We start from the raw sequence: 25,737 nt of genomic DNA, 5'->3' as shown, positions 1-25,737 counted from the left end.
CCCCGGAGGCCCGCCGTGACCAACAGATCAAACCTGCCCATTCCGCGCCTGACCTTGTGGTTGACCCACATGGGCATGGTGGCTGAACAGGTATTGCGTGCGTTCTGGCCGCTGTTCTCGATCCTGATGGCCCTGCTTGCGGCGCTTATGCTGGGTCTGCAAGACCAATTTGCCGTTGAGGTCGTTTGGGGCGCGGGCGCGCTGTCGTTGATTGCGATCGTTTTGGCGGGTGTTTGGGGGTTGAGAAGAGTTAGCCTACCGTCTCGTGCGGATGCGCTCATGCGGTTGGATGAGACGCTGCCCGGTCGTCCGATCCAGGCCTTGATGGATGATCAGGCGATTGGGTCCACAGATCAGGACTCGGTCGCACTGTGGCAGGCCCACAAACACCGGATGGCGCAGCGCGCCGCAACTGCTGCACCCGCCAAACCTGACCTGCGGTTGGCGTCGCGTGATCCTTACGCGCTGCGCTATGCAGCGCTGTTGGCGTTTGTGGTGGCGGTTCTGTTTGGTTCTTTGTGGCGCGTAGGTTCGGTGGCCGATATGGCGCCCGGAACCGCAAATGCGGGGCAAGGCCCGACATGGGAAGGTTGGGTTGAACCCCCAAGATACACCGGCCTGCCAACGCTGTATCTTGCGGATCAAGCCGATACAGAGCTGTCAGTCCCGAAAGGCAGCCGCATTACCTTGCGGATGTATGGTGAGGTCGGCGCACATAGCCTGACCGAGAACAGTTCGACCTTGGGGACTGAGGCTGCAATCGATCCCGAACAGGAGTTCGTGGCTGAACGTTCAGGCCAAATGCGCATTGATGGCCCTGCAGGCCGCGAATGGGCCGTGCAAGTCATCGACGATGCAACACCAAAGATCGCCGTTGCCGGATCTGCCAAAGCCGAGGCGGGCGGGCAAATGAAGCTGCCCTATGTCGCCAGCGACGATTATGGCGTAGTCTCGGGATCAGCCCGGATCGAATTGGATCTGGCGGCGGTGGATCGCCGTCATGGCCTGACGATCAAGCCTGAGCCGCGAGAGGTGATTGAGATCGAATTGCCAATGCCGATCACCGGTGACCGTGCGGATTTCAGCGAAGATCTGATCGAAGATTTTTCACAGCACCCCTGGGCCCATCTGCCAGTGAAGATCACGTTGATGGCCGTGGATGCGGCAGATCAGCAGTCTGCGTCCGAGCCTTTTATGACTGCCTTGCCAGCCCGTCGATTCTTTGACCCGCTGGCGGCAGCGGTGATCGAACAGCGGCGTGATCTGCTCTGGTCGCGTTCCAACGCACCGCGCGTGGCGCAGCTTTTGCGGGCTGTCTCTCATCTGCCAGAGGATCTGTTCCGGTCGGACACTGCTTACCTGCGCTTGCGGGTGGCCTTACGGCGGCTGGAAGCCTTCCAGACCTACGGAGCGCTGAACCCGGAGCAACAGGAAGAGATCGCGCAAGCCCTGTGGGAGCTTGCCGTGTTGATCGAGGATGGCACCTTGGCGGACGCATTGGAACGTATGCGGCGCGCACAAGAGCGTTTGACCGAAGCGATGCAAAACGGGGCCAGCGACGAAGAAATCGCCGAGCTTATGCAAGAGTTGCGCGAAGCGACGCAGGATTACCTGCAGCAGCTACAACGTCTTGCTCAGCAGAATGGTCAGGAAGGCGAAAACCAGCCCGGACAGAGCGGTGAATCCCTACAGATGACGCAGGATGACCTGCAGCGCATGATGGACCGCATTCAGGAGCTGATGGAGCAAGGTCGGATGGCCGAGGCCCAGCAGGCGCTGGAAGAGTTCCAGCAGATGATGGAAAACATGCGCGTGACCCAGGGTCAGGGGCAAGGCCAACAATCCGAAGGGCAGCAGGCGATGGAAGGTCTGGCTGAAACCCTGCGCGAACAGCAAGGTCTGAGCGATCAGGCGTTCCGCGACTTGCAGGAACAGTTCAACCCCGGTGCGCAATCCGGTGAAAGTCAGGGCAACGAAGGCCGCAATGGCGGGCTTGGCCGGGGGCAAAGCCACGAAGGCCAGGGTGGTCAGGGCCAAGGCTCGGATCAGGCCGGAGAGGGCGAGCAGGGGCAGGGTTCACTTGCGGACCGTCAGCAGGCCCTGCGCAACGAGTTGAATCGCCAGCAACAGAATCTGCCGGGTGCTGGTACACCTGAAGGTGACGCGGCCCGGGATGCACTTGGCCGCGCCGGTCGCGCCATGGACGAGGCGGAACAGGCCCTGCGCGGGGACGATCTGGCGGAAGCCATTGATAGGCAGTCCGAAGCCATGGAAGCGCTGCGCGAGGGGATGCGTTCACTGGGAGAGGCTATGGCCCAGAACCAGCAAAACCAGCCGGGTCAGGGTACACAGGAAGGCGAGGCGCAAGCCAACAATCGCGATCCTCTGGGCCGTAATCCTGGGGCCGGTGGTTCGATCTCAACCGACGAAAACCTGCTGCAGGGCGAAGACGTTTATCGCCGGGCGCGCGAGTTGCTGGATGAAATCCGCCGCCGGACCGGAGAAACGGACCGCCCCGAGATTGAGCTGGAATACCTCAAGCGTTTGTTGGAGCGGTTTTAACTTCAGTTCTGAGCGCCGGCCTGAGCCTCAAGCCAGATACGTGCCTGATCAACCAGCGACACATACGAGCTGAGCAGTGGGTCCGCCTGTGGCACGGCTTCACCGATCTGCTGCGCGTTGCCGTAGATCAGATACAGAACCACACCGATGATCAGCATCAGCGCAAATCCGCGCAGGAATCCGCCTGATTTGCGCGGGGCGGGTCCTGCGTCTTCTGTTTCATCTTTGCGCATACTGGAATTGATCGCCTCGACATCCGGAAGCGCATCTTTTTGACCAGCGTCAACAGCGGTTTCCGAGGCGGCTGGTCGCTTGGGCTTGACCTTGGGCTCTGGCGGTTGATCCAATCCCAAATCGGGCTGGCTTTCCAGGTTGCTGCCTTCCTGCGCACGCAACTCTGCCTCGCGCTCGGCTTCTTCTTTAAGGATATTGGCGACTGACGGATCGACGTTGCCCGTAGATGCCGAAGTGTCCGCAACGTCAGAGGTGACCGCTTCTGTGGTCTCAGGCTCTTCTGTCGGCTGATCCGCCGCTTCAACCTGTTCCTGTTCCTGTTCCGGCGCTTCGGCGTCTTCGACTGGCGCGGTTACAGATCCTTCAGGGTGCTTCGGCTGAAACCAGGTCTGATCGCAGTTGGAACACTGCACGTCACGACCTTCCTCGGGGATAACCTCGTCAGGAACTTCGTACTGCGCACCGCAATTCGGACATGTAAGACGCATGCTGCCTCCCCGGCCGGGCGATGGGCCGATAATAGTTTTTTCAGGGATGATATTCCGTTAAGACCCGTCAGCAAAGGGCGTTTTCGGTTTCATGGGCCAAGTGTCACCAATTGGACTCGGTAGAGCCATTGAATCCGCCACCCTGCTCGGGCAAGAAGAGCGGCAAATAAAGGGGGCACGTGTGATCGAGCTGGAAAATGTCAGCTACACCTACGGTGGCGGCGAATTGCTGAGCGACGTCTCGGTTCAATTGCAGCCGGGATCGTTTCACTTTCTGACCGGCCCGTCCGGGGCGGGCAAAACAACGCTGCTGAAACTGTGTTATGGGGCCCTGCTGCCAACCTCGGGGCGTCTGAGCGTATTTGATCAGGACATTTCCTCACTTGACCGGGATCAACTGGCTGTGCTGCGTCGTCGTGTCGGTGTCGTACATCAGGATTGTCAGTTCTTGGACCATATGACGCTTGCGGAAAACGTGGCTTTGCCGCTGATGGTGTCCGGGCGATCTGAAACGTCAGAACAGGACAATCTGAACGAATTGCTCAGTTGGGTGGGGCTTGGCGCGCGGCTCGAAGCACACCCGCCTGAATTGTCCGGAGGCGAACGTCAGCGCGCTGCCTTGGCCCGCGCTGTCATCCTGTCGCCTGATGTTGTCTTGGCGGACGAGCCCACGGGCAATGTGGATTGGGAAATGTCCCAACGTCTGCTACGCCTGCTGATCGAGTTGAACCGCATGGGCAAGACGGTCTTGATTGCAACCCATGACATGAGCCTGATCCGCGCGGCCAAAAGCCAGGTTCAGGCACGCGTATTGCGCATCTCTCAGCGCAAGCTGCATCTGGCGGGGGCCGACCTATGACCAGAGCTGAGGTAAACACCCTGCTGCGTGGCGATTCGCGGGCGAACCGTGTCGTTCCGCCAACCGGATACACCGCTCATCTGACTTTGTTTGTTGCCGGGGCGATGGCATTTCTGGTGGTGTTTGCACTGGCGTTGGCGCTTGCGTCTGGCCGGATCGCCGACCGTTGGGCCTCGGAACTGGCGGGAGCGGCCACCTTGAGGATCAATGCCCCCGCAGAGCAGCTTGCTGCGCAGACTGAAGCAGCCTTGTCGGTGCTCAGCCAGACACCTGGCGTCGCGTCTGCTCGCGCCTTAAGTGCCGAGGAACAGGCCGCGCTTTTGTCGCCGTGGTTCGGACCGGACCTGCCTTTGGACAGTTTGCCCATCCCGCAGCTCATCGAAATCACCGAAGGTGAACCGGGAATGGATGTTATGGGGCTGCGTTTGCGTCTGGGAGCCGAAGTGCCGGGCGCGGTGCTGGATGATCATACGCGATGGCGTGAACCTCTTGTCGAGGCGGCTATGTCGCTACGGCGTTTGGGGTGGATCTCGATCCTGCTGATCGGGGGGGCGACCGCTGCCATGATCACGCTTGCGGCAAATGCGTCTCTGGCGGCCAATGCGCAGATCATCGAGGTGTTGCGTCTGGTTGGCGCGCGCGACAGATTTATCGCCGGGGCTTTTGTCCGGCGCTTTACCTATCGCGCCTTTTTCGGTGCCTTTGTTGGGACCTTGCTGGGTATGACGGGCGTTTTGTTGCTGCCCGAAGCCTCGGATGCCGGCGGCTTTCTGAGCGGGGTGGGCTTTCAGGGCACCGATTGGGTGCTGCCCATTCTCATCCCCATTCTTGGCGCGGCTGTCGCCTTTTTCGCCACCTGGGCTGCGGCCCGACGCAAGTTGAAGGAACTTTCCTGATGTTCAAAGCCGTTCAGTGGGTGCGCTCTTTGGTCTTCATGATCGTGATCTACGCCTGGATGCTGATCCTTGGCATTGTATTTCTGCCTTACGCCCTGTTCTCGAAACGCGGGGCTCTGAGGGCGTGTAAAACGTACGCACACAGCACTATGTGGCTGGCCCGTTGGATGGTGGGTATTCGGTGTGAGGTTCGGGGTACCGCGCCAACCAATGAAGTGGTCGTGGGTGCCAAGCATCAGTCGTTCCTTGATATCATCATGATCTTCAGCGCTATTCCCCATGGGAAGTTCATCATGAAGCGTGAACTCCTGTTTACACCGGTCATCGGAATGTATGCCCGTCGGCTTGGCTGTATTCCGGTCAATCGCGGCAAGCGCGGCGCAGCGGTTGCGAAGATGGTAAAGGACGTGGCGAAAGAGTTTTCAGAACCTGGGCAACTGGTGATCTACCCTCAAGGCACGCGCGTCGCACCAGGGGTTAAGAAACCGTACAAGATCGGTACAGCCGTTCTTTATGAAGGTCTCGGAGTTCCCTGTGTGCCAGTGGCTACAAATGCCGGAGTGTTTTGGCCCCGGACCGGGGTCATGCGCAAACCCGGCCTCGCGATCGTGGATTTTCTTGAGCCAATTGAACCCGGGGTTGAGCGCGACGATTTTCTTGGTCGATTGGAAGATGTGATTGAAACACGCTCGAATGAACTGATGCGCGAAGTGGGGTTTGATCCTGATGGACACCATTGACGACATTGCAACGCTGGAAACCCACTATGGGAAACCCGGCGCACCATCTTTGCGTAAGGTCGTTCGTCATCTGACACCATTGTATCGCAAATGGATTATGGCATCGCGCCTTTGTGTGCTCAGTACCGTCGGTCCAGAAGGCGTGGACGGCAGCCCGCGTGGCGATAATGGCCCGGTTGTGCTGGAATTGGACCCGCGAACACTGGCCATGCCAGATTGGCGTGGCAACAACCGTTTGGATTCCCTGCGGAACATCGTGCGCGACCCACGTGTTTCATTGATGTTTTTCGTGCCCGGATCGAACACAGTCATTCGATTGAACGGAACCGCAAAACTCACGGCTGACGAAGAGCTACGCGCCCGGTTTGAAAAACACGGCAAACGCCCGGCGACCGTTATTCTGATTGAGATCAGCGAAATTTTCAGCCAATGCGCGCGCGCTTTGATGCGGGCTCGAACCTGGACCAGCGAGGATGAAAGCGCGCAGCTTCCAACCGTGGGCGAGCTGCTTGCCGAGGCATCCGGCGGCGACGAAGGTGGCGCACATTATGATGCGGAATGGCACGGGCGCGCCCGGAAAACCATATGGTAACAGCGGTTCTGCCCTGCCACACCTGCCCTGGATAACTATGAACCAGACAAAGTCGGGATCCCCCGCTTCATCTGGCTCAAAATACCTCGGAGCGCGAGGCAGAGCCTCGCAAAACTCCGGTTTCACAAGTATCGGATCAGGAGTGGATTGGCCCGTCACCGCAGGCCAGCGCGGCTTCGCGCACAGCCTCTGAATAGGTTGGGTGCGCGTGGCAGGTCAGGGCCAGATCTTCTGCCGAAGCGCCGAACTCCATCGCAACGCAGACCTCATGAATCAGATCACCCGCAGCCGGGCCAATGATGTGAGCCCCAAGAATGCGATCTGTTTCCTTGTCGGCGAGGATTTTCACGAACCCGTCCGAGGCAAAGTTCGCCTTGGCGCGCCCATTGCCCATGAACATGAACTTGCCGACTTTATAGGCGCGCCCTTGTTCCTTCAGGGTTGCTTCGGTCTCACCCACATTTGCGACTTCGGGCCATGTGTAGATCACGCCGGGAATAACGCCATAGTTCACATGCCCATGTTTGCCCGCAACCTGTTCGGCTGCGGCCATGCCTTCGTCTTCAGCTTTGTGCGCCAACATCGGGCCTTCGGTGACGTCGCCGATGGCATAGATGCCCGGCACGTTGGTTTGCCAGTCGGAACCCACCTTGATCTGGCCGCGTTGGGTCATCTCAACACCCAAGGCGTCCAGTCCCAAACCGTCGGAATACGGCTTGCGCCCAGTGGCGACCAGAACGGTATCGGCGTCGATCACGTGCTCGCTGTCATCCTTGAGCAGTTTGTAGGTGACCTTGGCCTTGGTCTTGGTCGCCTCGGTCTTTTGCACCGCAGCACCCATCACAAAGTTCAGGCCCTGCTTCTTCAAGATGCGCTGGAACGTCTTTTGCACTTCGGGGTCCATGCCTGGTGTGATTTCCTTGAGGAACTCGATCACAGTCACCTCAGCCCCCAGACGGCTGTAGACCGAACCCAGTTCCAGTCCGATCACGCCTGCGCCGATGACGACCATTTTCTTCGGGATCTTGCCTAGCGATAGTGCGCCGGTTGAGGTCACAACGACTTTCTCGTCTACTTCGACACCAGGCAGCGAAGAGGGTTCGGACCCAGACGCAATGATGATGTTCTTAGTTTCGTGAACCTCATCGCCAACCTTGACCTGACCAGCGGCAGGGATCGATCCCCAGCCTTTCAGCCAGTCGATCTTGTTCTTCTTGAACAGGAATTCGATGCCCTTGGTGTTGCCTTCGATCACCTCGTCCTTGTAGGCCTGCATCTGTTTCCAGTCGACCGAAGGGCTTTTGCCCTTCAGGCCCATCTTGGCAAAGTTATGCTCGGCTTCGTGCAACTGATGGCTGGCATGCAGCAGCGCCTTGGACGGAATGCAACCTACGTTCAAGCAGGTTCCACCCAGCGTGTCGCGCCCTTCGACGACGGCGGTTTTCAGACCGAGCTGGGCGCAGCGGATGGCGCAGACATAGCCGCCGGGACCGGCGCCGATTACGATAACGTCATAGTTTGCCATGGAAGATCTCCTTGAGAATTCGGGCTGTTGCAGGGCGGGAACCTCTGAACAGGATATGGGGTGGCGGTCTCATAGCAAAACCACCAAAAGCATGAGGGTTGTGGCCAGAAACCCGAAGAACCAAATGACGCTGCGCCACGGTTTCCAACCGAAATAGTATGCCGGAACATACAGCACCCGCGCGGCCAGATAGGTCCAGGCGCAGGTGGCCGTCAGTGCGTTTTCCTTGCCTGAAACGGTGACGACGACACAAGCTATGGCAAACAGGATCAAGCCTTCGAAATGGTTGTTGAGGGCACGGTAGAGCCGCGCTGTCCCATCCGAGAGCTGATCTTCCAAGGCCCCGCCCAATCTGGCCCTGTCACGGGGTGACATGGTTTTGCCCGGACCCAATTCCAGATTTGCAGGGACTGCCATAAGAACAAACTGCAGAACCTGTAGAAGGGCGGCCATGGTCAGTGCTGTCAGTTCTGCGTTCATTGCAAGACGCCGTGTTGAGTACGTATGAGTTCTGTGGCGGAGCGTGTGCAAAAGGTGTGTCACCCCTGATGCTCCGCCATCGTGTTCAGACGGGTGTCAGAACTTTTGTGTGAATATGGGCCACGCCGCCACGTTCATGGTGCATGGCGAGTTCTTCTGACTCGATAAAGTTCTGCGCGCGCTCCAAATCGGTGATTTCGAACAATGCCACCGCATGATCTTTCTGCTCAGGGTCGCGCCAGATGTGGAGGTCGCGGATACCCGCGGCCTCACGCATCTTTCGATCTTCCTTGAAGACTTTCAGCCAGACGTCGAAATCGGCCACATCGGCCTGCCAGAGTACATGTGTCGCCATGGTTACAGATCCATCAGCAGGCGGCGTGGGTCTTCCAGCGCCTCTTTCACGCGAACAAGGAAGGTCACCGCGCCTTTGCCGTCAACGATCCGGTGGTCATAGGACAGCGCCAGATACATCATCGGGCGGATCTTAATCTCACCATTGATGACCATCGGACGATCCTGAATCTTGTGCATCCCCAGAATACCCGACTGCGGGGGGTTCAGGATTGGCGATGACATCAGCGAGCCATAAACACCACCGTTCGAAATGGTGAACGTGCCGCCCTGCATTTCAGCCATGGACAGTTTACCGTCGCGGGCGCGCTTGCCCTTTTCGGCAATGGCTTTTTCGATCGCGGCAAAGGACATGCTGTCCGCATCGCGGATGACCGGCACCACCAGACCTTGCGGTGTGCCAGCGGCGACGCCCATGTGGACGAAGTTCTTGTAGACGATGTCATTGCCGTCAATCTCGGCATTCACCTCGGGCACTTCTTTCAACGCATGGCAACAGGCCTTGGTGAAGAACGACATGAAACCAAGACGCACGCCATGTTTCTTCTCGAACTGGTCCTTGTATTGGTTCCGAAGGGCCATCACCTCGGTCATGTCCACCTCGTTATAGGTGGTCAGGATCGCGGCCGTGTTTTGCGCATCCTTAAGACGCTTGGCGATGGTCTGACGCAGACGGGTCATGCGCACGCGTTCTTCGCGGGCCTCGTCTTCAGCCGCAACCGGCGCACGCGGAGCCTGAGCGGCCGGGGCCGGTGCCGCCGGTGCTGGCGCCGGAGCCGCAGCCGTAGCGACTGCCTTTGCCACGTCTTCCTTCATGATGCGACCATCGCGACCGGTGCCAGTGACCTGATCTGCTGACAATCCGGCCTCGGCCATCGCTTTTTCAGCAGAGGGTGCATTCGCCACGTCCTTGCCGGTGCTTGCGGTTGCCGGGGCCGCTGCTGCCGCCTGAGCAGGTACAGATGCCGCGCCCGCGGCAGCGCCAGAGATTACCGCCAGCTTGGCGGTTGCATCCACAGTTGCACCCTCCGGCGCAACGATTTCAGCAAGAACACCCGCAGCCGGAGCCGGAACCTCGACCGAGACTTTATCGGTTTCTAATTCACACAACATTTCGTCCTGCGCGACGCTGTCGCCAACCTGTTTGAACCAGGTTGAAACGGTGGCTTCCGTGACGGATTCTCCAAGTGTAGGAACCATGACATCAACAGACCCACCCGCAGCAGCTGGCGCGGCAGCAGTGGCCGCTGCTGCCGGCGCTGCAGCCGGGGCAGCAGCCGCGCCTTCGCCAGCCGTGATGGTGGCAAGCAGAGCATCAACGCCAACGGTGTCGCCTTCGGCGGCTACAATCTCTGCCATCACACCCGCAGAGGGAGAAGGCACTTCCACTGTGACCTTGTCAGTTTCCAACTCACACAGCATCTCATCCACGGCGACCGCATCGCCGGGCTTCTTGAACCATGTGGCAACAGTGGCTTCGGTGACCGACTCGCCAAGCGTGGGAACACGAACTTCAATCGTCATCGCTTACTTTCCTTTGATGCTCAGCGCTTCGTTCACCAGCGCTTCTTGTTGGGCTTTGTGTTGGCTGGCCAGACCCGTCGCGGGCGAGGCCGATGTTGCGCGACCGGCATAGACCGGACGTTTGTGTTTTGCGCCGATCCGGGTCAGGACCCATTCGATATTGGGTTCAATGAACGACCAGGCACCCTGGTTCTTGGGTTCTTCCTGACACCAGACCATCTCGGCCCCTTTGAAACGCTCAAGCTCGTTGATCAGCGAATGCGCAGGGAAGGGGTAATATTGCTCGATACGCATCAGGTAGATGTCGTTGATGCCGCGCGCGTCACGTTCCTCCAGCAGATCGAAATAGACCTTGCCCGAGCACATGACGACCCGCTTGATCTTGTCATCCGCCACCAGCTTGGTGTCCGAATTACCTTTTTGCGCGTCATCCCACAGCACCCGGTGGAAGCTGGAACCGGTTGTGAAATCCTCGGCGGTGCTAACCGCGAGTTTGTGGCGCAGCAGCGATTTGGGTGTCACAAGGATCAGCGGCTTGCGGAAGGTGCGGTGCAGCTGTCGGCGCAGGATGTGGAAATAGTTTGCGGGCGTCGTACAGTTCGCGACGATCCAGTTGTCCTGACCGCACATTTGCAGGAACCGTTCCAGACGTGCGGATGAGTGTTCGGGGCCTTGGCCTTCGAACCCGTGCGGCAGCAGCGTGACCAGACCGGACATCCGCAGCCATTTCGATTCACCTGAACTGATGAACTGGTCAAACATGATCTGCGCGCCGTTGGCGAAATCGCCGAACTGGGCTTCCCAAAGGACCAGCGCATTGGGTTCGGCCAGCGAATAGCCGTATTCAAACCCAAGCACCGCATATTCGGACAGCATCGAGTCAATCACTTCGTAGTGCGACTGCCCTGCGCGAATGTTGTTTAACGGGTAATACCGCTCTTCGGTTTCTTGGTGGATGAATCCCGAATGGCGCTGGCTGAACGTGCCGCGCGTGGCGTCCTGCCCAGCCAGACGCACCGGGTATCCTTCGGTCAACAGCGATCCGAAGGCCAGCGCCTCACCGGTGGCCCAGTCAAAGCCCGTGCCGGATTCAAACATCTGCTTCTTGTGGTCCAGCAGACGACCGACTGTCTTATGCAATGCAAACCCAGCCGGGGCGCGGGTTAGCGCGCCGCCAACCTCGGCCAGAGTCTCGGGCGTGATCGCTGTCTCGCCGCGCATGTATTCGTCTTTGTTCTTGTCCAGATGTGACCAACGCCCGTCCAGCCAGTCAGCCTTGTTGGGCTTATAGTCTTTTCCGGCTTCGAACTCGTCGTTCAGGTGTGCCTGGAAGGCGGCCTTCATGTCCTCGATCTCACCCTCGGGGATCAGGCCGTCTTTGACCAAACGCTCGGTGTACAGGGACAGCGTGGTTTTGTGCGTTTTGATCTTTTTGTACATGATTGGGTTGGTGAACATGGGCTCATCGCCCTCGTTGTGACCAAACCGGCGGTAGCAGAAGATATCCAGAACCACATCTTTGTGGAACTTCTGACGGAACTCAGTTGCCACCTTGGCGGCATGTACCACGGCTTCGGGGTCATCCCCGTTCACGTGGAAAATCGGCGCTTCAACCATCAACGCGATATCCGTCGGATAGGGGCTCGAGCGCGAGAAGTGCGGCGCAGTGGTAAAGCCGATCTGGTTGTTTACCACGATATGCATAGTGCCGCCGGTCTTATGACCGCGCAGACCAGACAGACCAAACCCTTCGGCCACGACACCCTGACCGGCAAAGGCCGCGTCGCCATGCAGCAGGATGGCCATGACCTTGGTGCGATCCGTGTCACCAAGCTGATCCTGTTTGGCGCGAACCTTGCCCAGAACCACCGGGTTCACCGCCTCAAGGTGCGAGGGGTTGGCGGTCAGTGACAGGTGCACAGAATTGCCGTCAAACTCACGGTCGCTGGATGCGCCGAGGTGGTATTTCACGTCGCCTGAACCATCCACATCCTCGGGCTTGAAGCTGCCACCCTGGAATTCGTTGAAGATGGCGCGGTATGGTTTGCCCATCACGTTGGCCAGAATGTTCAGACGCCCCCGGTGCGGCATCCCGATGACGATGTCGCTGAGGCCAAGCGCACCACCGCGCTTGATGATCTGCTCCATTGCAGGGATCAGCGCTTCACCGCCGTCCAGACCAAAGCGTTTGGTGCCCATGTATTTGACGTGCAGGAATTTCTCAAAACCCTCGGCCTCAACCATCTTGTTCAGGATCGCCTTGCGGCCTTCCTTGGTGAACGCGATTTCCTTGCCGTAACCTTCGATCCGCTCTTTCAGCCAAGCGGCTTCTTCGGGGTTCGAGATATGCATGTATTGCAGCGCAAAGGTGCCGCAATAGGTCCGCTTCACAATCTCGACGATCTGCCGCATCGAGGCCACCTGAAGCCCCAGAACGTTGTCGATAAAGATCGGCCGGTCCATGTCGGCGTCGGTAAAGCCGTAGGTCTTTGGATCCAGCTCTGGGTGATTGGATGCCGCGCGCATCCCCAGCGGGTCCAGATCTGCGGCCAGATGGCCCCGGATCCGATAGGCCCGGATCAGCATCAGGGCGCGCAGGCTGTCCAGCACGGCGCGTTTGATCTGGTCATCGCTGACCTCAACACCCTTGTCAGCCGCCTTGTCCTTGATCTTCTTGCCCGCCGCTTTGGCGTCAATCTCGGCCCATTCCCCGGTCAGCGCGCCTGTCAGATCATCGGCAGGCATGGGCGGCCAGTCGGTCCGCGCCCAAGAAGGCCCTTCGGCCTCGCGCTGCACATCCGGCGCGGCGTCACCCATAGCCTTGAAAAACTCAACCCAGGCCGCGTCTACGGCACCAGGGTTCTTGGTGTATTGGGCGTAAAGCTGCTCCAGATATTCGGCATTGTGCCCCTGCATGAAGCTTGAGGCATGAAAGGCAGAGTTGGGCGAGTGTTCGGTCATTGGGCTACCTCATATGGGTTGGGACCGTATTGGTTGGTGCCTGGTTGGCTGGGGCGGGTCAGCCACCACAGAACCAGGAGGGGCGACACAAAAAGAACGATAAGTGTCGGAATGACGATCAGCAATGTTGCGCGGGTAAACAATATGTCGAGCGTTCCGCCATGGAACTGGCTGGCAATACCAATGCCAAAGATCAGAACCGCAAAGGCGCCAAGGATCAAAAGGACCGGCAGTAAGGCGTAAAGCCCGCTGCGCCCGGTGTCATGCATCCGCCGCCATGCGACGGCCAGATGGGGGAAAAAGACGATCAGGCCGACAATGCTCTGGACCGGTTGGCTGGACGTGGCGGTGACGGATTTCACCTCATCGCTTTCGGTGACCGAGACCTGCGTGAAGAACTGCCAGTCGATGATCCCGGCGATGAAGCCCCAGATCACGACGAACAGGAAAAAGAACCAGTATTCGGGCCGCGATGCACGGCCCGAAAAAGTGAAGAATTTGGAGAAACACGTTCTGACAGCCTCACTAAAGGTCATGTGTTCCGTTCCTCCCCGATTAGACAGCCGAAGCTGCTATATCAGCCAATCGCTTCCAGCACAGCTTCACCCAGCTGCGCCGGGCTTTCGGCTACGACAATACCGGCCGAGCGCATGGCTTCGATCTTGTCCTCGGCACCGCCTTTGCCACCGGCGACAATCGCGCCGGCGTGACCCATGCGGCGGCCCGGAGGAGCCGTGCGGCCTGCGATGAAACCGGCGGTCGGCTTTTTGCGGCCCTTCTTGGCCTCATCCGCCAGGAACTGCGCCGCTTCTTCTTCGGCCGAGCCACCGATCTCACCGATCATGATGATCGATGTGGTTTCGTCATCGGCCAGGAACCATTCCAGCACGTCGATATGCTCGGTGCCTTTGATCGGGTCGCCGCCGATGCCCACGCAGGTGGACTGGCCCAGACCCACATCGGTGGTCTGTTTGACGGCCTCATAGGTCAGGGTACCCGAACGGGACACAACGCCGACCGAGCCGCGCTTGTGGATGTGGCCGGGCATGATGCCGATCTTGCAGGCGTCGGGCGTGATGACACCGGGGCAGTTCGGGCCGATCAGGCGTGACTTGCTGCCTTCCAGCGCGCGCTTCACCTTCATCATGTCCAGAACCGGGATACCTTCGGTGATGCAAACGATCACCTCCATCTCGGCATCAATCGCTTCGAGTATCGAGTCAGCCGCAAAAGGCGGCGGCACGTAGATTACCGAGGCGTTGGCTTCGGTCACATGCTTGGCCTCGTGGACCGAGTTGAACACGGGCAGGCCCAGATGCTCCATCCCGCCTTTGCCGGGGGTTACGCCGCCGACCATCTTGGTGCCATAGGCAATGGCCTGTTCGCTGTGGAATGTGCCCTGCGAGCCGGTAAAGCCCTGACAGATCACTTTAGTGTTTTCGTCGATGAGGACTGCCATTTTGTCCCTTTCTCTAGGCGGTGTTGGATTGATTGGGTTCAGTCGCCGGCAGAACCTGCGGCGCATAAGGTATTTTTTCGAGCGTGGCACGACCCAAGGCCAGATTGGCCGTGGTGCGCAGCCCGCTGCTGATTTCAACAATGCCGCGCCGTATCTTTTGCCGGACCAATGGCCAGCCTGTGGGCCGACTGCGCGGTGCCCCCATATTGTATTCCCCGGGCGCTTCGTTGCCCTGTTCGACCATGGCCGGGATCACCTGATAGATATTGATCTGACGCGCCGCTGGTGAGGCTGACGGGTTAAACAATAGCCCGTCCAACGTGATATCATAGGGTTTCTGTGCCAGAAAATGCTGTGCCGCTTGCCGTGTCAGCGCGTATGCAGCGCCTCCGGGATGGCGAGACCGCATCAGGCGCAGCTCCCGCCCCAGATGGATCAACCGCTTGCGCCCGAGCGCGACATAAAGCTTGGTGCTGCGCCAGCGTTCAAACCGAACGATATCGGCATCTGCGGGCCACCAGGACGGGTCATTCAGCCAATCGGCCAGTTCCGGTGACAGAAACACGTCATCCTCAAGGATCAACGCCTGCTCCGCGCCCGAGGCGATCAATGCTTCCCACGCTTTGGCATGGCTGAGGGTGCATGCCATATCCTTGGTATGGAAATAACCCCACGGCCCCTCGGCCTTGCATTCGCGCAGGAAATCCTCACGGGTGGCGGCGTCGCAATCAACAGCATTAACGCGCGTCGCCGACAGGCCTGCCTTTTGCAGTTCCTGCTCCATCAAACGCGCCCGCCCTGTGGCGCGTTCTAGACCTATGAGGAAGATGGGGATGGTCATCAGATCGATTGCTTCTTTCGATTCCTCTCAACAAAAAACACTTGCTGAGTTGTTCGCGCTGTGGGGCGGGCTTTAAGCCAACCCCACCGCAAGCAGCTTAACCCTTAACGGCCTTCACGATCTTCTCGGCACCGTCTTTCAGGTTGTCTGCCGCGATCACGTCCAGGCCAGAGGTGTTGATGATCTCTTTGCCTTTCTCGACATTCGTGCCTTCCAGACGCACGACCAGCGGAACCTGCAGACCGACCTCTTTCACCGCGGCGACAACGCCCTCGGCGATGACGTCACAGCGCATGATGCCGCCGAAGATGTTAACCAGAATGCCTTTGACCTGCGGGTCCGAGGTGATGATCTTGAACGCCTCGGTCACTTTCTCTTTGGTGGCACCGCCACCCACGTCGAGGAAGTTGGCAGGCTCAGCCCCGTACAGCTTGATGATGTCCATGGTGGCCATCGCCAGACCCGCGCCGTTGACCATGCAACCGATCTCACCATCCAGCGCGATATAGTTAAGGTCGTACTTGGAAGCTTCCAGTTCCTTGGGGTCTTCCTCGGTCGTGTCGCGCAGTTCTGCAATATCCGGGTGGCGGTAAACGGCGTTGCCGTCAAACCCGACCTTGGCATCCAGCACTTTCAGGTCGCCGCTGTCCGAGACGATCAGCGGGTTGATCTCCAGCATCTCCATGTCCTTCTCGACGAAGGCATTATACAGCTGGTTCATCAGTTTGACGCATTGCTTGACCTGAGCGCCTTGCAGGCCCAGCGAGAACGCGATGCGGCGACCGTGATAGGGCTGATACCCCGTCGCAGGGTCAACCGAGAAGGACAGGATTTTCTCGGGCGTCGCAGCGGCCACTTCTTCGATGTCCATGCCGCCTTCGGTCGAGCAGACAAACGAAATGCGGCTGGTCTGGCGGTCTACCAGAAGGGCCAGGTACAGTTCACGTTCGATGCCCGAACCAGCTTCGATATAGATGCGGTTGACCTGCTTGCCTGCGGGGCCGGTCTGATGCGTGACCAGCGTGCGGCCCAGCATCTTCTTGGCTTCCTCGGCGGCTTCTTCGACCGATTTGGTCAGACGCACGCCGCCTTTTTCACCGGCGTCGGCTTCTTTGAAGGAACCCTTGCCGCGTCCGCCTGCGTGGATTTGCGCTTTGACTACCCAAAGCGGGCCGTCCAGTTCACCGGCTGCGGTTTTGGCTTCCTCGGCGCGCAGCACGGCGCGACCATCGGAGACCGGAGCGCCATAGCTGCGAAGAAGAGCTTTGGCCTGATATTCGTGAATGTTCATCGAAATTGTCCCGTCTGACTGCGTTTAACCGTTATAGGGGTGTCTAGCGGTCAAGTTTAAAGGGTTTTTTGATGTCCAATGGGTTTTTAGCGAAGATTTTCGCTATTTGTGATCACGGGTTTTTAGCGTGTGATCACAAAAATAGCCAGCGGATGAATTGATTCGAAAAATCTGAACGAGGACCGAAAATCACATTCAAAAAAGGGATTTGCGACGTTTGCGCCAACATTCGCGACCCTGATTAATCTGGGCAAAAGAAAACCGGCCCAGAAATGGGCCGGTCTTGAGTTCCAATCTGAACGCAGTTTTACGCCAGCGAGCTGTCGATGCCTTTGCACGCGTCGATCAGGCCTTTCACGGCGTTGACCGAGTTGTCGAAACCGGCCTGCTCGTCTTCGTTCAGCTTGATGTCGACGATACGTTCAACACCGCCTGCACCGATCACAGTTGGGACGCCAACGTACAGACCATCAACACCCAGCTCACCACTGCAATAGGCAGCGCAAGGCAGAACGCGTTTCTGGTCTTTCAGATAAGCTTCGGCCATTTCGATTGCCGAAGTGGCAGGCGCGTAATAAGCGGAACCTGTTTTCAGCAGGCCAACGATTTCCGCGCCACCGTCACGGGTGCGCTGAACGATGGCGTCCAGCTTTTCCTGCGTGGTCCAGCCCATTTCGACCAGATCGGGCAGCGGGATGCCGGCAACTGTCGAATAGCGTACCGAAGGCACCATGGTGTCGCCGTGACCACCCAGCACAAATGCGGTGACGTCACGCATCGAGACGTTGAATTCTTCCGACAGGAAGTGTGCGAAGCGCGCCGAGTCCAGAACACCAGCCATGCCGCAAACCTTGTTGTGCGGCAAACCCGAGAATTCGCGCAGAGCCCACACCATCGCGTCCAGCGGGTTGGTGATACAGATCACGAAGGCATCGGGTGCGTGCGCGGCGATGCCTTCACCCACCGACTTCATGACTTTCAGGTTGATGCCCAGCAGGTCATCGCGGCTCATGCCCGGCTTGCGAGCCACGCCAGCGGTCACGATGCATACATCCGCACCAGCAATATCGGCATAGTCGCTTGTGCCCTTCATCAAGGCGTCAAAGCCTTCGGATGGGCCGGACTCGGCAATGTCGAGCGCCTTGCCCTGCGGCAGTCCGTCAGCGATGTCAAACAGGACTACGTCACCCAGTTCTTTGACAGCTGCAAGATGCGCAAGCGTGCCGCCGATGTTCCCCGCGCCGATCAGCGCAATCTTGGGTCTGGCCATTTGGAATATCTCCGGTCGGTTTTGAAATCGCGGTCGTGCTAGTCGCTAAAACGGCAATAGGCAAGGGTTCTGCGACGTGGCATACAACCGCATACCGTTTGCGGATCCATGTGTGATTGCGCTAAAGGGCCTTTGAGACAAGCCAAAACCGGGATCGGTGCATGTTCGAATTGAACCTGATGTTTTTTGCTGTGGCGATCCCTGCGGTGATATTTGCAGGTATCTCAAAGGGCGGTTTCGGCTCGGGCGTGGCCTTTGCGTCTTCGTCGATTCTGGCGCTGATACTGGAGCCGGGGCAGGCTTTGGCGCTGATGCTGCCGATTCTGATGGTCATCGATGTGGCCACTTTGGGGCCCTATTGGAAGAGGTGGAGTTGGGCAGATTCGTGGCTGCTGATTTTAGGGGGTGTACCGGGTGTTGCGCTGGGTGCATGGCTCTACCGGGCAACGGACGACGATCTGCTGCGGTTACTGATCGGCGGCATCTCGGTTGGTTTCGTCATCTGGCACGTCGCGCAGACCAAAGGGTGGGTGCGCGGTTTTGCCAACCGTCTACCCCCTTCGGCCGGTTTGTTTGCGGGGCTGGTAGCCGGTTTTACCAGCTTTGTCAGCCACGCCGGGGGTCCGCCGGCTGCTGTATACCTGTTGTCACAAAAACTGTCGAAAACCGAGTTTCAGGCCAGCACTGTGCTGGTTTTTTGGGTCATCAACATCACAAAGTTTGTGCCTTACGCCTTTTTGGGTTTGTTCACATGGCATACGGCACTGGCGGATTTGCTGCTGACACCTTTTGCTATTCTTGGGGCATGGATTGGCGTTCGGGCGCATTTCATGATGTCCGAACGCCTGTTCTTTGGAATTGCCTACGTGTTGTTGACCTTAACGGGCAGCAAACTGATCTGGGACGCGCTTACGTAATCAGGCATTCGGTGGCAAGGCGTCCGCGACTTCCTCATAAGCCTGACCGGAGGTCACCAAGCACGTGATCCCGTTCGGCAAAGTCACCGTGATCGTCCAACTGCCGCTTTCGCTTGAAGCGAACAGCTCCATAACCGCGCCTTGCCGGGCCAGCCCAAGGCCCCGGCGCGTTTCGCCATAAGTTTCATGAAGCCGTGTCAACACGTCCTCTCGCGGCGCGCAGTTCTGGCCCGCAGCCTGTACCTGTTGTGCCGCCAGAACCATGATCCCCAGACCCATTGTCAACTTGAACAGTGTCTTGTCCATCCCGTACCCCTTCGATTCCATCTGTTGCTCAGGGTGGGGCCGAGGTGGCGAAATTCGGTTAAGGCAAAGCACGTTGCGTCGCTTTTGCTGCGCTGCGGCAAATTTCTCCTTGAACTTTCCGGCAAAAAATGCCCCATTCCGCGCAACTTTATTTCAATGGGAGTGGTCCATGGATCCTCGTCAGCGCCCCTATCGTTCGGTTCTTTACATCCCAGGTTCAAGAGACCGGGCTCTGGACAAGGCACGGACCCTTCCTGTGGATGCGATCATCTTTGATCTGGAGGATGCCGTCGCAGCAGATGAGAAGGACAACGCGCGCGAAACGCTCAAGGCAGCCTTGGCCACTGGTGGTTACGGGGCGCGGGTCAAGATCGTGCGGATCAACGGATTGGACACCAAATGGGGTCGTGCCGACGCCGAGGCGGTGCGAGATATGGATGTTGACGTTGTTCTGTTGCCCAAGGTAAACTCGGCAGCCGACGTGGATGCACTTGCAGCGATCACCGGAGATCTGCCGATTTGGGCCATGATGGAAACGCCGCGCGGGATGCTCAACGCGGCAGAGATTGCCGCTCATCCTCTGATGACTGGCTTTGTCATGGGCACCAATGATCTGGCGAAAGAGCTGCAAACCCGTTTCCGCCCGGACCGTCTGCCGCTTATGACGTCATTGGGTCTGTGTCTGCTGGCTGCCAAGGCCGAAGGTCTGATCATCGTTGATGGCGTATACAACGCGTTCAAGGATGGCGAAGGTCTTGCCGCTGAATGCGCACAAGGCCGCGATATGGGCTTCGACGGCAAGACACTGATTCATCCGGCTCAGGTGGAAATCACAAATGCCGCCTACGCGCCGTCTGACGACGAGATCGATTTGGCCCGCCGTCAGATCACGGCTTTTGAAGAAGTCGAAGCACAAGGCCAGGGTGTTGCTGTTGTTGACGGCAAAATTGTTGAAAACCTGCACGTTGCAACGGCCCGCGAAATTCTGGCAAAAGCAGAGGCGATTTCAGCTTTGCAAGCGGGGTAAGCCAGCATGGGCTTTGTTCTTCTAATTCTTGGTGTGGCGCTGTGGTGGGCGGCGCACCTGTTCAAACGCGTGGCGCCTGAACGCCGGGCCGCGATGGGCAACGGTGGCAAGGGCGCAGTAGCCTTGGCTCTGGTCGCGTCGATTCTGTTGATGATCTTCGGCTATCGTATGACCGATTTCATCTTTGTCTGGGCACCGCCGACCTTTCTGATCCACGTCAACAACCTGTTGGTGCTGATCGCGATCTACATGATGAGCCCTGCTGGCACAAAAGGCCGTTTGCTGAACAAGCTGCGCCATCCGATGCTGGGCGGCTTCAAGCTGTGGGCCTTTGCGCATTTGCTGGTGAACGGCGATCTGGCTTCGATCATCCTGTTTGGCGGGCTTTTGGCATGGGCCGTGGTCGAGGTGATCGTGATCAACAAGTCCGAACCCGAATGGAGCCCGGCTGAGCCCGGAACTTACGGTAAGGACGCGATGTTCTTTGTGGCCTCGATCGTACTGTTGGGGATCATCGGCTATATCCATGGGCTGGTCGGCCCGTCTCCGTTCGGCTCATAAGGACCTCAGGCAATGGCAAAACTCTATCGTTTGTTGACCGAGGAAGACACATCGGCCTTCTGTCACAAAGTGTCTGACGCGCTGGCCAAAGGGTGGGAGCTGTATGGCGACCCGTCCTATGCCTTCGACACAGCAAACAACGTGATGCGTTGTGCGCAGGCTGTGACCAAAGAGGTCGAGGCCGACTATTCCCCTGAAATGAAACTGGGACAGCAGTGATGGCAAAGACAAATCCGGGACGTTTTTTCGAGGACTATGCCGTCGGTCAGGTGCTGCAACATGCCGTACCGCGCACGGTGACCGAAGGAGAGCGTGGTTTGTATCACGCGCTCTATCCCGCGCGTCATGCGCTGTATTCATCGGATGAATTTGCTCGGGATTGTGGATTGCCGGAAAGCCCGATTGATGATCTGGCGGCCTTCCATTTGGTGTTTGGCAAAACGGTGCCCGATGTTTCGTTGAATGCAGTTGCCAATCTTGGTTATGCCGAAGGCCGTTGGCTAAAGCCCGTCTATGCAGGCGACACGTTGCGTTCGGTGTCCGAGGTGATCGGGGTCAAGCAGAACTCGAACGGGAAAACCGGTGTTGTCTGGGTACGTACCCGCGGGCTGAACCAGTTGGACGAGGTGGTCATCGAATATGTTCGTTGGGTTATGGTGCGCAAAGCGAATGTCGATGCACCTGCGCCTGAGACAGTTGTTCCCGAGTTGAAGAAGGTTCTTGATCCTCAGGACCTTATCGTGCCCGAGGGCCTTGATTTCTCGAACTACGATTTTGCATTGGCTGGTGAGCCGCATCGCTGGGGCGATTATGAAATAGGTGAGACCATCGACCACGTGGACGGTGTGACCGTGGAAGAGGCCGAGCATATGTTGGCCACGCGCCTGTGGCAGAATACCGCCAAAGTGCATTTCGACCTGACGTTTCGACCTGAGGGCCGCCTGATCTATGGGGGTCATGTCATTTCGATGGCGCGCACCCTGTCGTTCAATGGCTTGGCAAATGCACAGATGATCGTTGGCCTGAACGGTGGCGCGCATGCCAACCCTTGTTTTGCAGGTGATACCATCAAAGCGTGGTCCGAGGTTCTGGACAAGGCCGAGACTGGCGTACCCGGCGTGGGGGCGATCCGGTTACGTCTGGTCGCCACCAAAGGAGGCGCACCATTCGCGTTAAAAAATGACGAGGGTCGGTACGTGTCGGACGTACTTCTGGACCTCGATTATTGGGCGCTGATGCCGCAATAGGCGAACTGACAGTTATGTGAATGCAATGCGTGCAAGCCGTGCTAGGTTTGCACCATGCATACCCTTCGCGCGATAGTGGCCAGTCTGTTTCTGGCACCCGCAGCCCAAGCCTGTGATCTGGCTTTGGCCTTGGCCGTAGATGTGTCTGGTTCGGTCGACGGCAGCGAGTACCGCATCCAGATGGACGGTCTGGCCGCTGGACTGCGCGACCCGATCGTATCCGAGGCATTGGTCCGCGGTCAGGCACAGTTGATGCTGGTGCAATGGACCGGGTCGTCGCGTCAGCGGATCACGATCCCCTGGACCCGTATCGACAGTTTCGCAGCTTTGGATCGCTTTGCGGAACAGGTTTCTGAGGATCCGCGCATCTGGCGGAACTTTTCAACCGCGATTGGGGAAGCGCTTCAGACAACGCTCGACTCCTTCGAGCCTGTGTCCCACTGCACCCGACATCTGATCGATTTATCCGGCGACGGGGTATCCAATGAAGGCGTCGAGCCGACGCAAGTTCACGCCGCCCTGCGGGACAGAGGCGTTGTCGTCAACGCCCTGGCGATTGAGGAGAGTGAGCCGGACCTGACAGCATATTTCTTTGAGAATGTCATTGTGGGTGAAGGTGCATTCGTAGTTTCAGCGGCCGGATTTGCCGATTACCCGGAACGAATTCGCAGAAAACTGTTGCGCGAAGTGACGCAGCAAACCGCAGGGCTTAAGTGACGCGTCAAAAGATTCGTGATCACATCCTTTTGCCTTTGAAATCGCTAACATTGATGAAGGGGAATGTCATATGTGATCACGACATTATTTTGTGTGATCACATATTGGGAATATCCGCCGGTTTGAGCCGAATTTGCTGTATTTTGCAGCCGCAGCACGTGACAGTGTCGCAAAAAACAGTAAAACGTTCGGTAGCCAACCGAAAAGGAGCCGCCATGGCCGATGTAAATCGGGGCAATCGCCCACTTTCGCCGCATCTGTCGATCTATCGTCCACAGCTGACGTCGGTCACATCTATCCTGACCCGTATCACAGGAAACGCCTTATTAGTCGCGGGCCTGCTGATCGTTTGGTGGTTCCTGGCCGCTGCCACATCGCCCGAAGCGTTTGCCATAGCGAACGGGGTAATCACCTCGATGATCGGGGATCTGGTGATGGCTCTTTCCGTTTGGGGCCTGTGGTATCACACGCTGGCCGGTGTGCGGCACCTGATCTGGGACAATGCGCTTGGCTTGGACCTTCCAACAGCGACCAAACTGGGTTGGGCCGTTGTCATCGGGTCGGTTGTGTTGACCCTTCTGACCCTTGTCATCGTCGCGTGATTGGAGGACTGAGATGCGTTATCTGACCGACCGCAAACGCGCCGCTGGCCTTGGCTCGGCGAAATCCGGCACCGCCCATTTCTGGGCCATGAAAGTCAGCTCGGTGGCGCTGCTGATCCTCGTGCCTTTGTTTGTCTTCACGTTTGGCCCGGTTCTGGGTCAGCCGTTTGATGTGGTTCTGGACTACTATTCACGGCCCTTCCCTGCGATTGTTGCAGCGCTGACGCTGGCGGTTGGCTTCAAACACTTCGCAGATGGCGCGCAGGTGATGTTGGAAGACTATGTTCACGGCACGCTTGAAAAGGTCCTGATCATTCTGGTGACCTGCCTGTCCTACGGCGCAGCAGCGGCTGGCATCTTCGCCATCGCACGCATTGCCCTTTAATTCCCGGAGCTGAAAGAAATGGCTGCATACGAATACGAAACGCATGATTATGACGTGGTCGTTGTCGGCGCCGGTGGGGCCGGTCTGCGGGCGACTTTGGGCATGGCGGAACAGGGACTGCGCACCGCGTGTGTGACCAAGGTTTTCCCAACCCGTTCGCACACTGTGGCGGCTCAGGGTGGTATCGCGGCGTCCTTGTCGAACATGGGTCCTGACCATTGGCAGTGGCACATGTATGACACCGTCAAAGGGTCTGACTGGCTGGGTGATACCGATGCGATGGAATACCTCGCGCGGGAAGCACCCAAGGCTGTGTACGAGTTGGAGCATTACGGCGTTCCGTTCAGCCGCACCGAAGAAGGCAAGATCTATCAGCGCCCGTTCGGTGGTCACACAACCGAATTCGGTGAAGGCCCCGCCGTGCAGCGGACTTGCGCTGCCGCCGACCGGACTGGCCACGCGATCCTGCATACGCTGTACGGTCAGTCGCTGAAGAACAACGCCGAGTTCTACATCGAATATTTCGCCATCGATTTGATCATGTCCGAGGATGGGCAATGTCAGGGCGTCGTCTGCTGGAAGCTGGACGACGGCACGATGCATGTCTTCAACGCCAAAATGGTTGTTCTCGCGACCGGCGGCTATGGCCGCGCCTATTTCAGCGCGACCTCGGCCCATACCTGCACTGGTGACGGTGGCGGTATGGTGGCCCGCGCAGGTCTGGCATTGCAGGACATGGAGTTTGTGCAGTTCCACCCGACCGGCATCTATGGCTCGGGCTGTCTGATCACCGAAGGTGCGCGGGGCGAGGGTGGCTATCTGACAAACTCGGAAGGCGAGCGGTTCATGGAGCGTTATGCGCCCCAGTACAAGGACCTCGCGCCACGTGACTATGTCTCGCGCTCGATGACGATGGAGATCCGAGAAGGTCGTGGTGTCGGCGCGGAAGGGGATCACATCCACCTGAATCTGTCGCACCTGCCTGCCGAAGCTTTGGCCGAGCGTTTGCCGGGTATCTCGGAAAGCGCGAAGATTTTTGCGGGTGTCGACGTGACCAAGGAACCAATCCCTGTTCTGCCGACCGTTCACTACAACATGGGTGGCATTCCGACCAACTATTGGGGTGAGGTTCTGAACCCCACCGCCGAAGACCCGACCGCCGTTGTCCCCGGTTTGATGGCTGTGGGTGAAGCGGGTTGTGCCTCGGTCCACGGTGCGAACCGTCTGGGATCTAACTCGCTGATCGACCTCGTGGTGTTTGGCCGCGCGGCTGCGATCCGCGCTGGTAAAGTCGTTGATGCCGAAGCGCCGAACCCGGTTTTGAACCAGGCGTCGGTCGACAAAGCCTTTGATCGGTTTGACGCGGTCCGCAACGCCAACGGTTCGGTCGCGACCGCGGAATTGCGGCTTGAGATGCAGAAAACCATGCAGGCGGACGCAGCCGTGTTCCGTACGGCCAAAACAATGGCTGAAGGCGTCGAAAAGATGACCGCGATTGCTGCCAAAATGGACGATCTGAAAGTCACAGACCGTTCGTTGGTCTGGAACAGCGACCTGATGGAAACGTTAGAGCTGACCAACCTTATGCCCAATGCGCTGGCGACCATCGTCGGTGCTGAGGCGCGTAAAGAATCCCGTGGCGCCCACGCGCACGAGGATTTCAGCGAGCGTGACGATGAAAACTGGCGCGTACATACAGTCAGCCGGGTTGAGGGCAACGCAGTTGAGCTGAGCTATCGCCCGGTCATCGTTGATCCGCTGACGACCGAGGAACAGGGCGGTATCAGCCTTCAGAAAATCGCGCCCAAAGCGCGGACGTTCTAAGGGCAGGGAAAGCAGGCAATGCTGCACAAGCGCCAAATATCCGCGATCCTGAAGCAGGCAATTAGCCTGCGGATG

General features: G+C 58.3%; 26 protein-coding genes. 14 read left to right on the top strand and 12 right to left on the bottom strand.

Annotated features, from left to right (window positions below):
• The first annotated feature begins 69 nt into the window (after positions 1 to 69).
• Positions 70 to 2,562 (top strand): TIGR02302 family protein, encoded by a 2,493-nt coding sequence (locus tag ACR3EH_RS08280; RefSeq protein WP_171184247.1) that lies wholly within the window; start codon positions 70 to 72, stop codon positions 2,560 to 2,562.
• Between the two features lie 2 nt (positions 2,563 to 2,564).
• Here ACR3EH_RS08280 and ACR3EH_RS08275 read toward each other — a convergent pair whose 3' ends face one another.
• Entirely contained in the window at positions 2,565 to 3,284 is a 720-nt protein-coding gene (locus ACR3EH_RS08275) for a zinc-ribbon domain-containing protein (RefSeq protein WP_171675906.1), read from the bottom strand.
• Positions 3,285 to 3,465: 181 nt separating this feature from the next.
• On the opposite strand from ACR3EH_RS08275, the gene ACR3EH_RS08270 reads away from it, so the two are divergent.
• The 4 genes from ACR3EH_RS08270 to ACR3EH_RS08255 are packed head-to-tail and all read left to right on the top strand — an operon-like array spanning position 3,466 to position 6,371.
• Positions 3,466 to 4,143 (top strand): cell division ATP-binding protein FtsE, encoded by a 678-nt coding sequence (locus ACR3EH_RS08270; protein WP_171093705.1) that lies wholly within the window; start codon positions 3,466 to 3,468, stop codon positions 4,141 to 4,143.
• Entirely contained in the window at positions 4,140 to 5,039 is a 900-nt protein-coding gene (locus ACR3EH_RS08265; protein ID WP_171183941.1) for a cell division protein FtsX, read from the top strand. Before ACR3EH_RS08270 ends, ACR3EH_RS08265 begins: the two co-directional genes overlap by 4 nt.
• Positions 5,039 to 5,779, top strand: coding sequence for a lysophospholipid acyltransferase family protein (locus ACR3EH_RS08260; RefSeq protein ID WP_171183943.1), 741 nt, complete (start codon positions 5,039 to 5,041; stop codon positions 5,777 to 5,779). The genes ACR3EH_RS08265 and ACR3EH_RS08260 overlap by 1 nt, the downstream gene beginning before the upstream one ends.
• Entirely contained in the window at positions 5,766 to 6,371 is a 606-nt protein-coding gene (locus ACR3EH_RS08255; protein ID WP_171675908.1) for a pyridoxamine 5'-phosphate oxidase family protein, read from the top strand. Before ACR3EH_RS08260 ends, ACR3EH_RS08255 begins: the two co-directional genes overlap by 14 nt.
• 136 nt (positions 6,372 to 6,507) lie before the next feature.
• On the opposite strand, the gene lpdA is transcribed toward ACR3EH_RS08255, so the two are convergent.
• The 10 genes from lpdA to mdh form a co-directional block, all read right to left on the bottom strand.
• Positions 6,508 to 7,896, bottom strand: a complete 1,389-nt coding sequence (gene lpdA / locus ACR3EH_RS08250; protein ID WP_171179119.1) for a dihydrolipoyl dehydrogenase — start codon at positions 7,894 to 7,896, stop codon at positions 6,508 to 6,510.
• A 69-nt stretch (positions 7,897 to 7,965) separates the two neighbouring features.
• The gene (locus ACR3EH_RS08245; RefSeq protein ID WP_171183947.1) at positions 7,966 to 8,376 is read right to left on the bottom strand and encodes an MAPEG family protein; all 411 of its coding nucleotides are present in this window, start codon (positions 8,374 to 8,376) and stop codon (positions 7,966 to 7,968) included.
• An 85-nt stretch (positions 8,377 to 8,461) separates the two neighbouring features.
• Entirely contained in the window at positions 8,462 to 8,731 is a 270-nt protein-coding gene (locus ACR3EH_RS08240; protein ID WP_171093694.1) for a hypothetical protein, read from the bottom strand.
• 2 nt (positions 8,732 to 8,733) lie between these two features.
• A complete protein-coding gene (gene odhB, locus ACR3EH_RS08235; RefSeq protein WP_171183949.1) occupies positions 8,734 to 10,254 on the bottom strand; it encodes a 2-oxoglutarate dehydrogenase complex dihydrolipoyllysine-residue succinyltransferase in 1,521 nt (506 codons plus the stop codon).
• 3 nt (positions 10,255 to 10,257) lie between these two features.
• On the bottom strand, positions 10,258 to 13,215 hold the full coding sequence (locus ACR3EH_RS08230; RefSeq protein WP_171183950.1) for a 2-oxoglutarate dehydrogenase E1 component: 2,958 nt from the start codon (positions 13,213 to 13,215) through the stop codon (positions 10,258 to 10,260).
• Entirely contained in the window at positions 13,212 to 13,751 is a 540-nt protein-coding gene (locus ACR3EH_RS08225; protein WP_171183952.1) for a DUF805 domain-containing protein, read from the bottom strand. The genes ACR3EH_RS08230 and ACR3EH_RS08225 overlap by 4 nt, the downstream gene beginning before the upstream one ends.
• A gap of 41 nt (positions 13,752 to 13,792) precedes the next feature.
• Entirely contained in the window at positions 13,793 to 14,674 is an 882-nt protein-coding gene (gene sucD / locus ACR3EH_RS08220; protein WP_171093685.1) for a succinate--CoA ligase subunit alpha, read from the bottom strand.
• A gap of 13 nt (positions 14,675 to 14,687) precedes the next feature.
• Positions 14,688 to 15,515, bottom strand: coding sequence for a glycosyltransferase family 25 protein (locus ACR3EH_RS08215; RefSeq protein ID WP_171183954.1), 828 nt, complete (start codon positions 15,513 to 15,515; stop codon positions 14,688 to 14,690).
• A gap of 97 nt (positions 15,516 to 15,612) precedes the next feature.
• On the bottom strand, positions 15,613 to 16,806 hold the full coding sequence (sucC, locus tag ACR3EH_RS08210; protein ID WP_171183956.1) for an ADP-forming succinate--CoA ligase subunit beta: 1,194 nt from the start codon (positions 16,804 to 16,806) through the stop codon (positions 15,613 to 15,615).
• A 307-nt stretch (positions 16,807 to 17,113) separates the two neighbouring features.
• A complete protein-coding gene (gene mdh / locus ACR3EH_RS08205) occupies positions 17,114 to 18,076 on the bottom strand; it encodes a malate dehydrogenase (protein WP_171183957.1) in 963 nt (320 codons plus the stop codon).
• Between the two features lie 161 nt (positions 18,077 to 18,237).
• On the opposite strand from mdh, the gene ACR3EH_RS08200 reads away from it, so the two are divergent.
• Positions 18,238 to 18,993: a sulfite exporter TauE/SafE family protein gene (locus ACR3EH_RS08200; protein ID WP_171093677.1), complete on the top strand. Its 756-nt coding sequence runs from the start codon at positions 18,238 to 18,240 to the stop codon at positions 18,991 to 18,993.
• On the opposite strand, the gene ACR3EH_RS08195 is transcribed toward ACR3EH_RS08200, so the two are convergent.
• Positions 18,994 to 19,299: a hypothetical protein gene (locus ACR3EH_RS08195; protein WP_171183959.1), complete on the bottom strand. Its 306-nt coding sequence runs from the start codon at positions 19,297 to 19,299 to the stop codon at positions 18,994 to 18,996.
• A 169-nt stretch (positions 19,300 to 19,468) separates the two neighbouring features.
• Here ACR3EH_RS08195 and ACR3EH_RS08190 point away from each other — a divergent pair, with 169 nt between their 5' ends.
• The 8 genes from ACR3EH_RS08190 (at position 19,469) to sdhA (ending at position 25,662) form a co-directional block, all read left to right on the top strand.
• The gene (locus tag ACR3EH_RS08190) at positions 19,469 to 20,326 is read left to right on the top strand and encodes an HpcH/HpaI aldolase/citrate lyase family protein (RefSeq protein WP_171183961.1); all 858 of its coding nucleotides are present in this window, start codon (positions 19,469 to 19,471) and stop codon (positions 20,324 to 20,326) included.
• A gap of 6 nt (positions 20,327 to 20,332) precedes the next feature.
• Positions 20,333 to 20,887, top strand: a complete 555-nt coding sequence (locus tag ACR3EH_RS08185; protein ID WP_171183963.1) for an NnrU family protein — start codon at positions 20,333 to 20,335, stop codon at positions 20,885 to 20,887.
• Between the two features lie 12 nt (positions 20,888 to 20,899).
• Entirely contained in the window at positions 20,900 to 21,106 is a 207-nt protein-coding gene (locus ACR3EH_RS08180; protein WP_171093669.1) for a DUF1737 domain-containing protein, read from the top strand.
• A complete protein-coding gene (locus ACR3EH_RS08175) occupies positions 21,106 to 22,134 on the top strand; it encodes a MaoC family dehydratase (protein ID WP_171183965.1) in 1,029 nt (342 codons plus the stop codon). Before ACR3EH_RS08180 ends, ACR3EH_RS08175 begins: the two co-directional genes overlap by 1 nt.
• Positions 22,135 to 22,188: 54 nt before the next feature.
• Positions 22,189 to 22,851 carry a DUF1194 domain-containing protein gene (locus tag ACR3EH_RS08170; RefSeq protein ID WP_171093665.1) on the top strand — a complete coding sequence of 221 codons (663 nt, stop codon included), beginning with the start codon at positions 22,189 to 22,191 and terminating at the stop codon, positions 22,849 to 22,851.
• 215 nt (positions 22,852 to 23,066) lie between these two features.
• Positions 23,067 to 23,453 (top strand): succinate dehydrogenase, cytochrome b556 subunit, encoded by a 387-nt coding sequence (sdhC, locus tag ACR3EH_RS08165; RefSeq protein WP_171093663.1) that lies wholly within the window; start codon positions 23,067 to 23,069, stop codon positions 23,451 to 23,453.
• A gap of 13 nt (positions 23,454 to 23,466) precedes the next feature.
• Positions 23,467 to 23,838, top strand: a complete 372-nt coding sequence (sdhD, locus tag ACR3EH_RS08160) for a succinate dehydrogenase, hydrophobic membrane anchor protein (RefSeq protein WP_050604070.1) — start codon at positions 23,467 to 23,469, stop codon at positions 23,836 to 23,838.
• Between the two features lie 18 nt (positions 23,839 to 23,856).
• On the top strand, positions 23,857 to 25,662 hold the full coding sequence (gene sdhA / locus ACR3EH_RS08155) for a succinate dehydrogenase flavoprotein subunit (protein ID WP_171647390.1): 1,806 nt from the start codon (positions 23,857 to 23,859) through the stop codon (positions 25,660 to 25,662).
• Positions 25,663 to 25,737: the final 75 nt, after the last annotated feature.

The organism is Ruegeria sp. BG7 (assembly GCF_056535685.1).
Note: the sequence above shows the minus strand (reverse complement) of the source record. Positions and strands in the feature narration are given on the sequence as shown.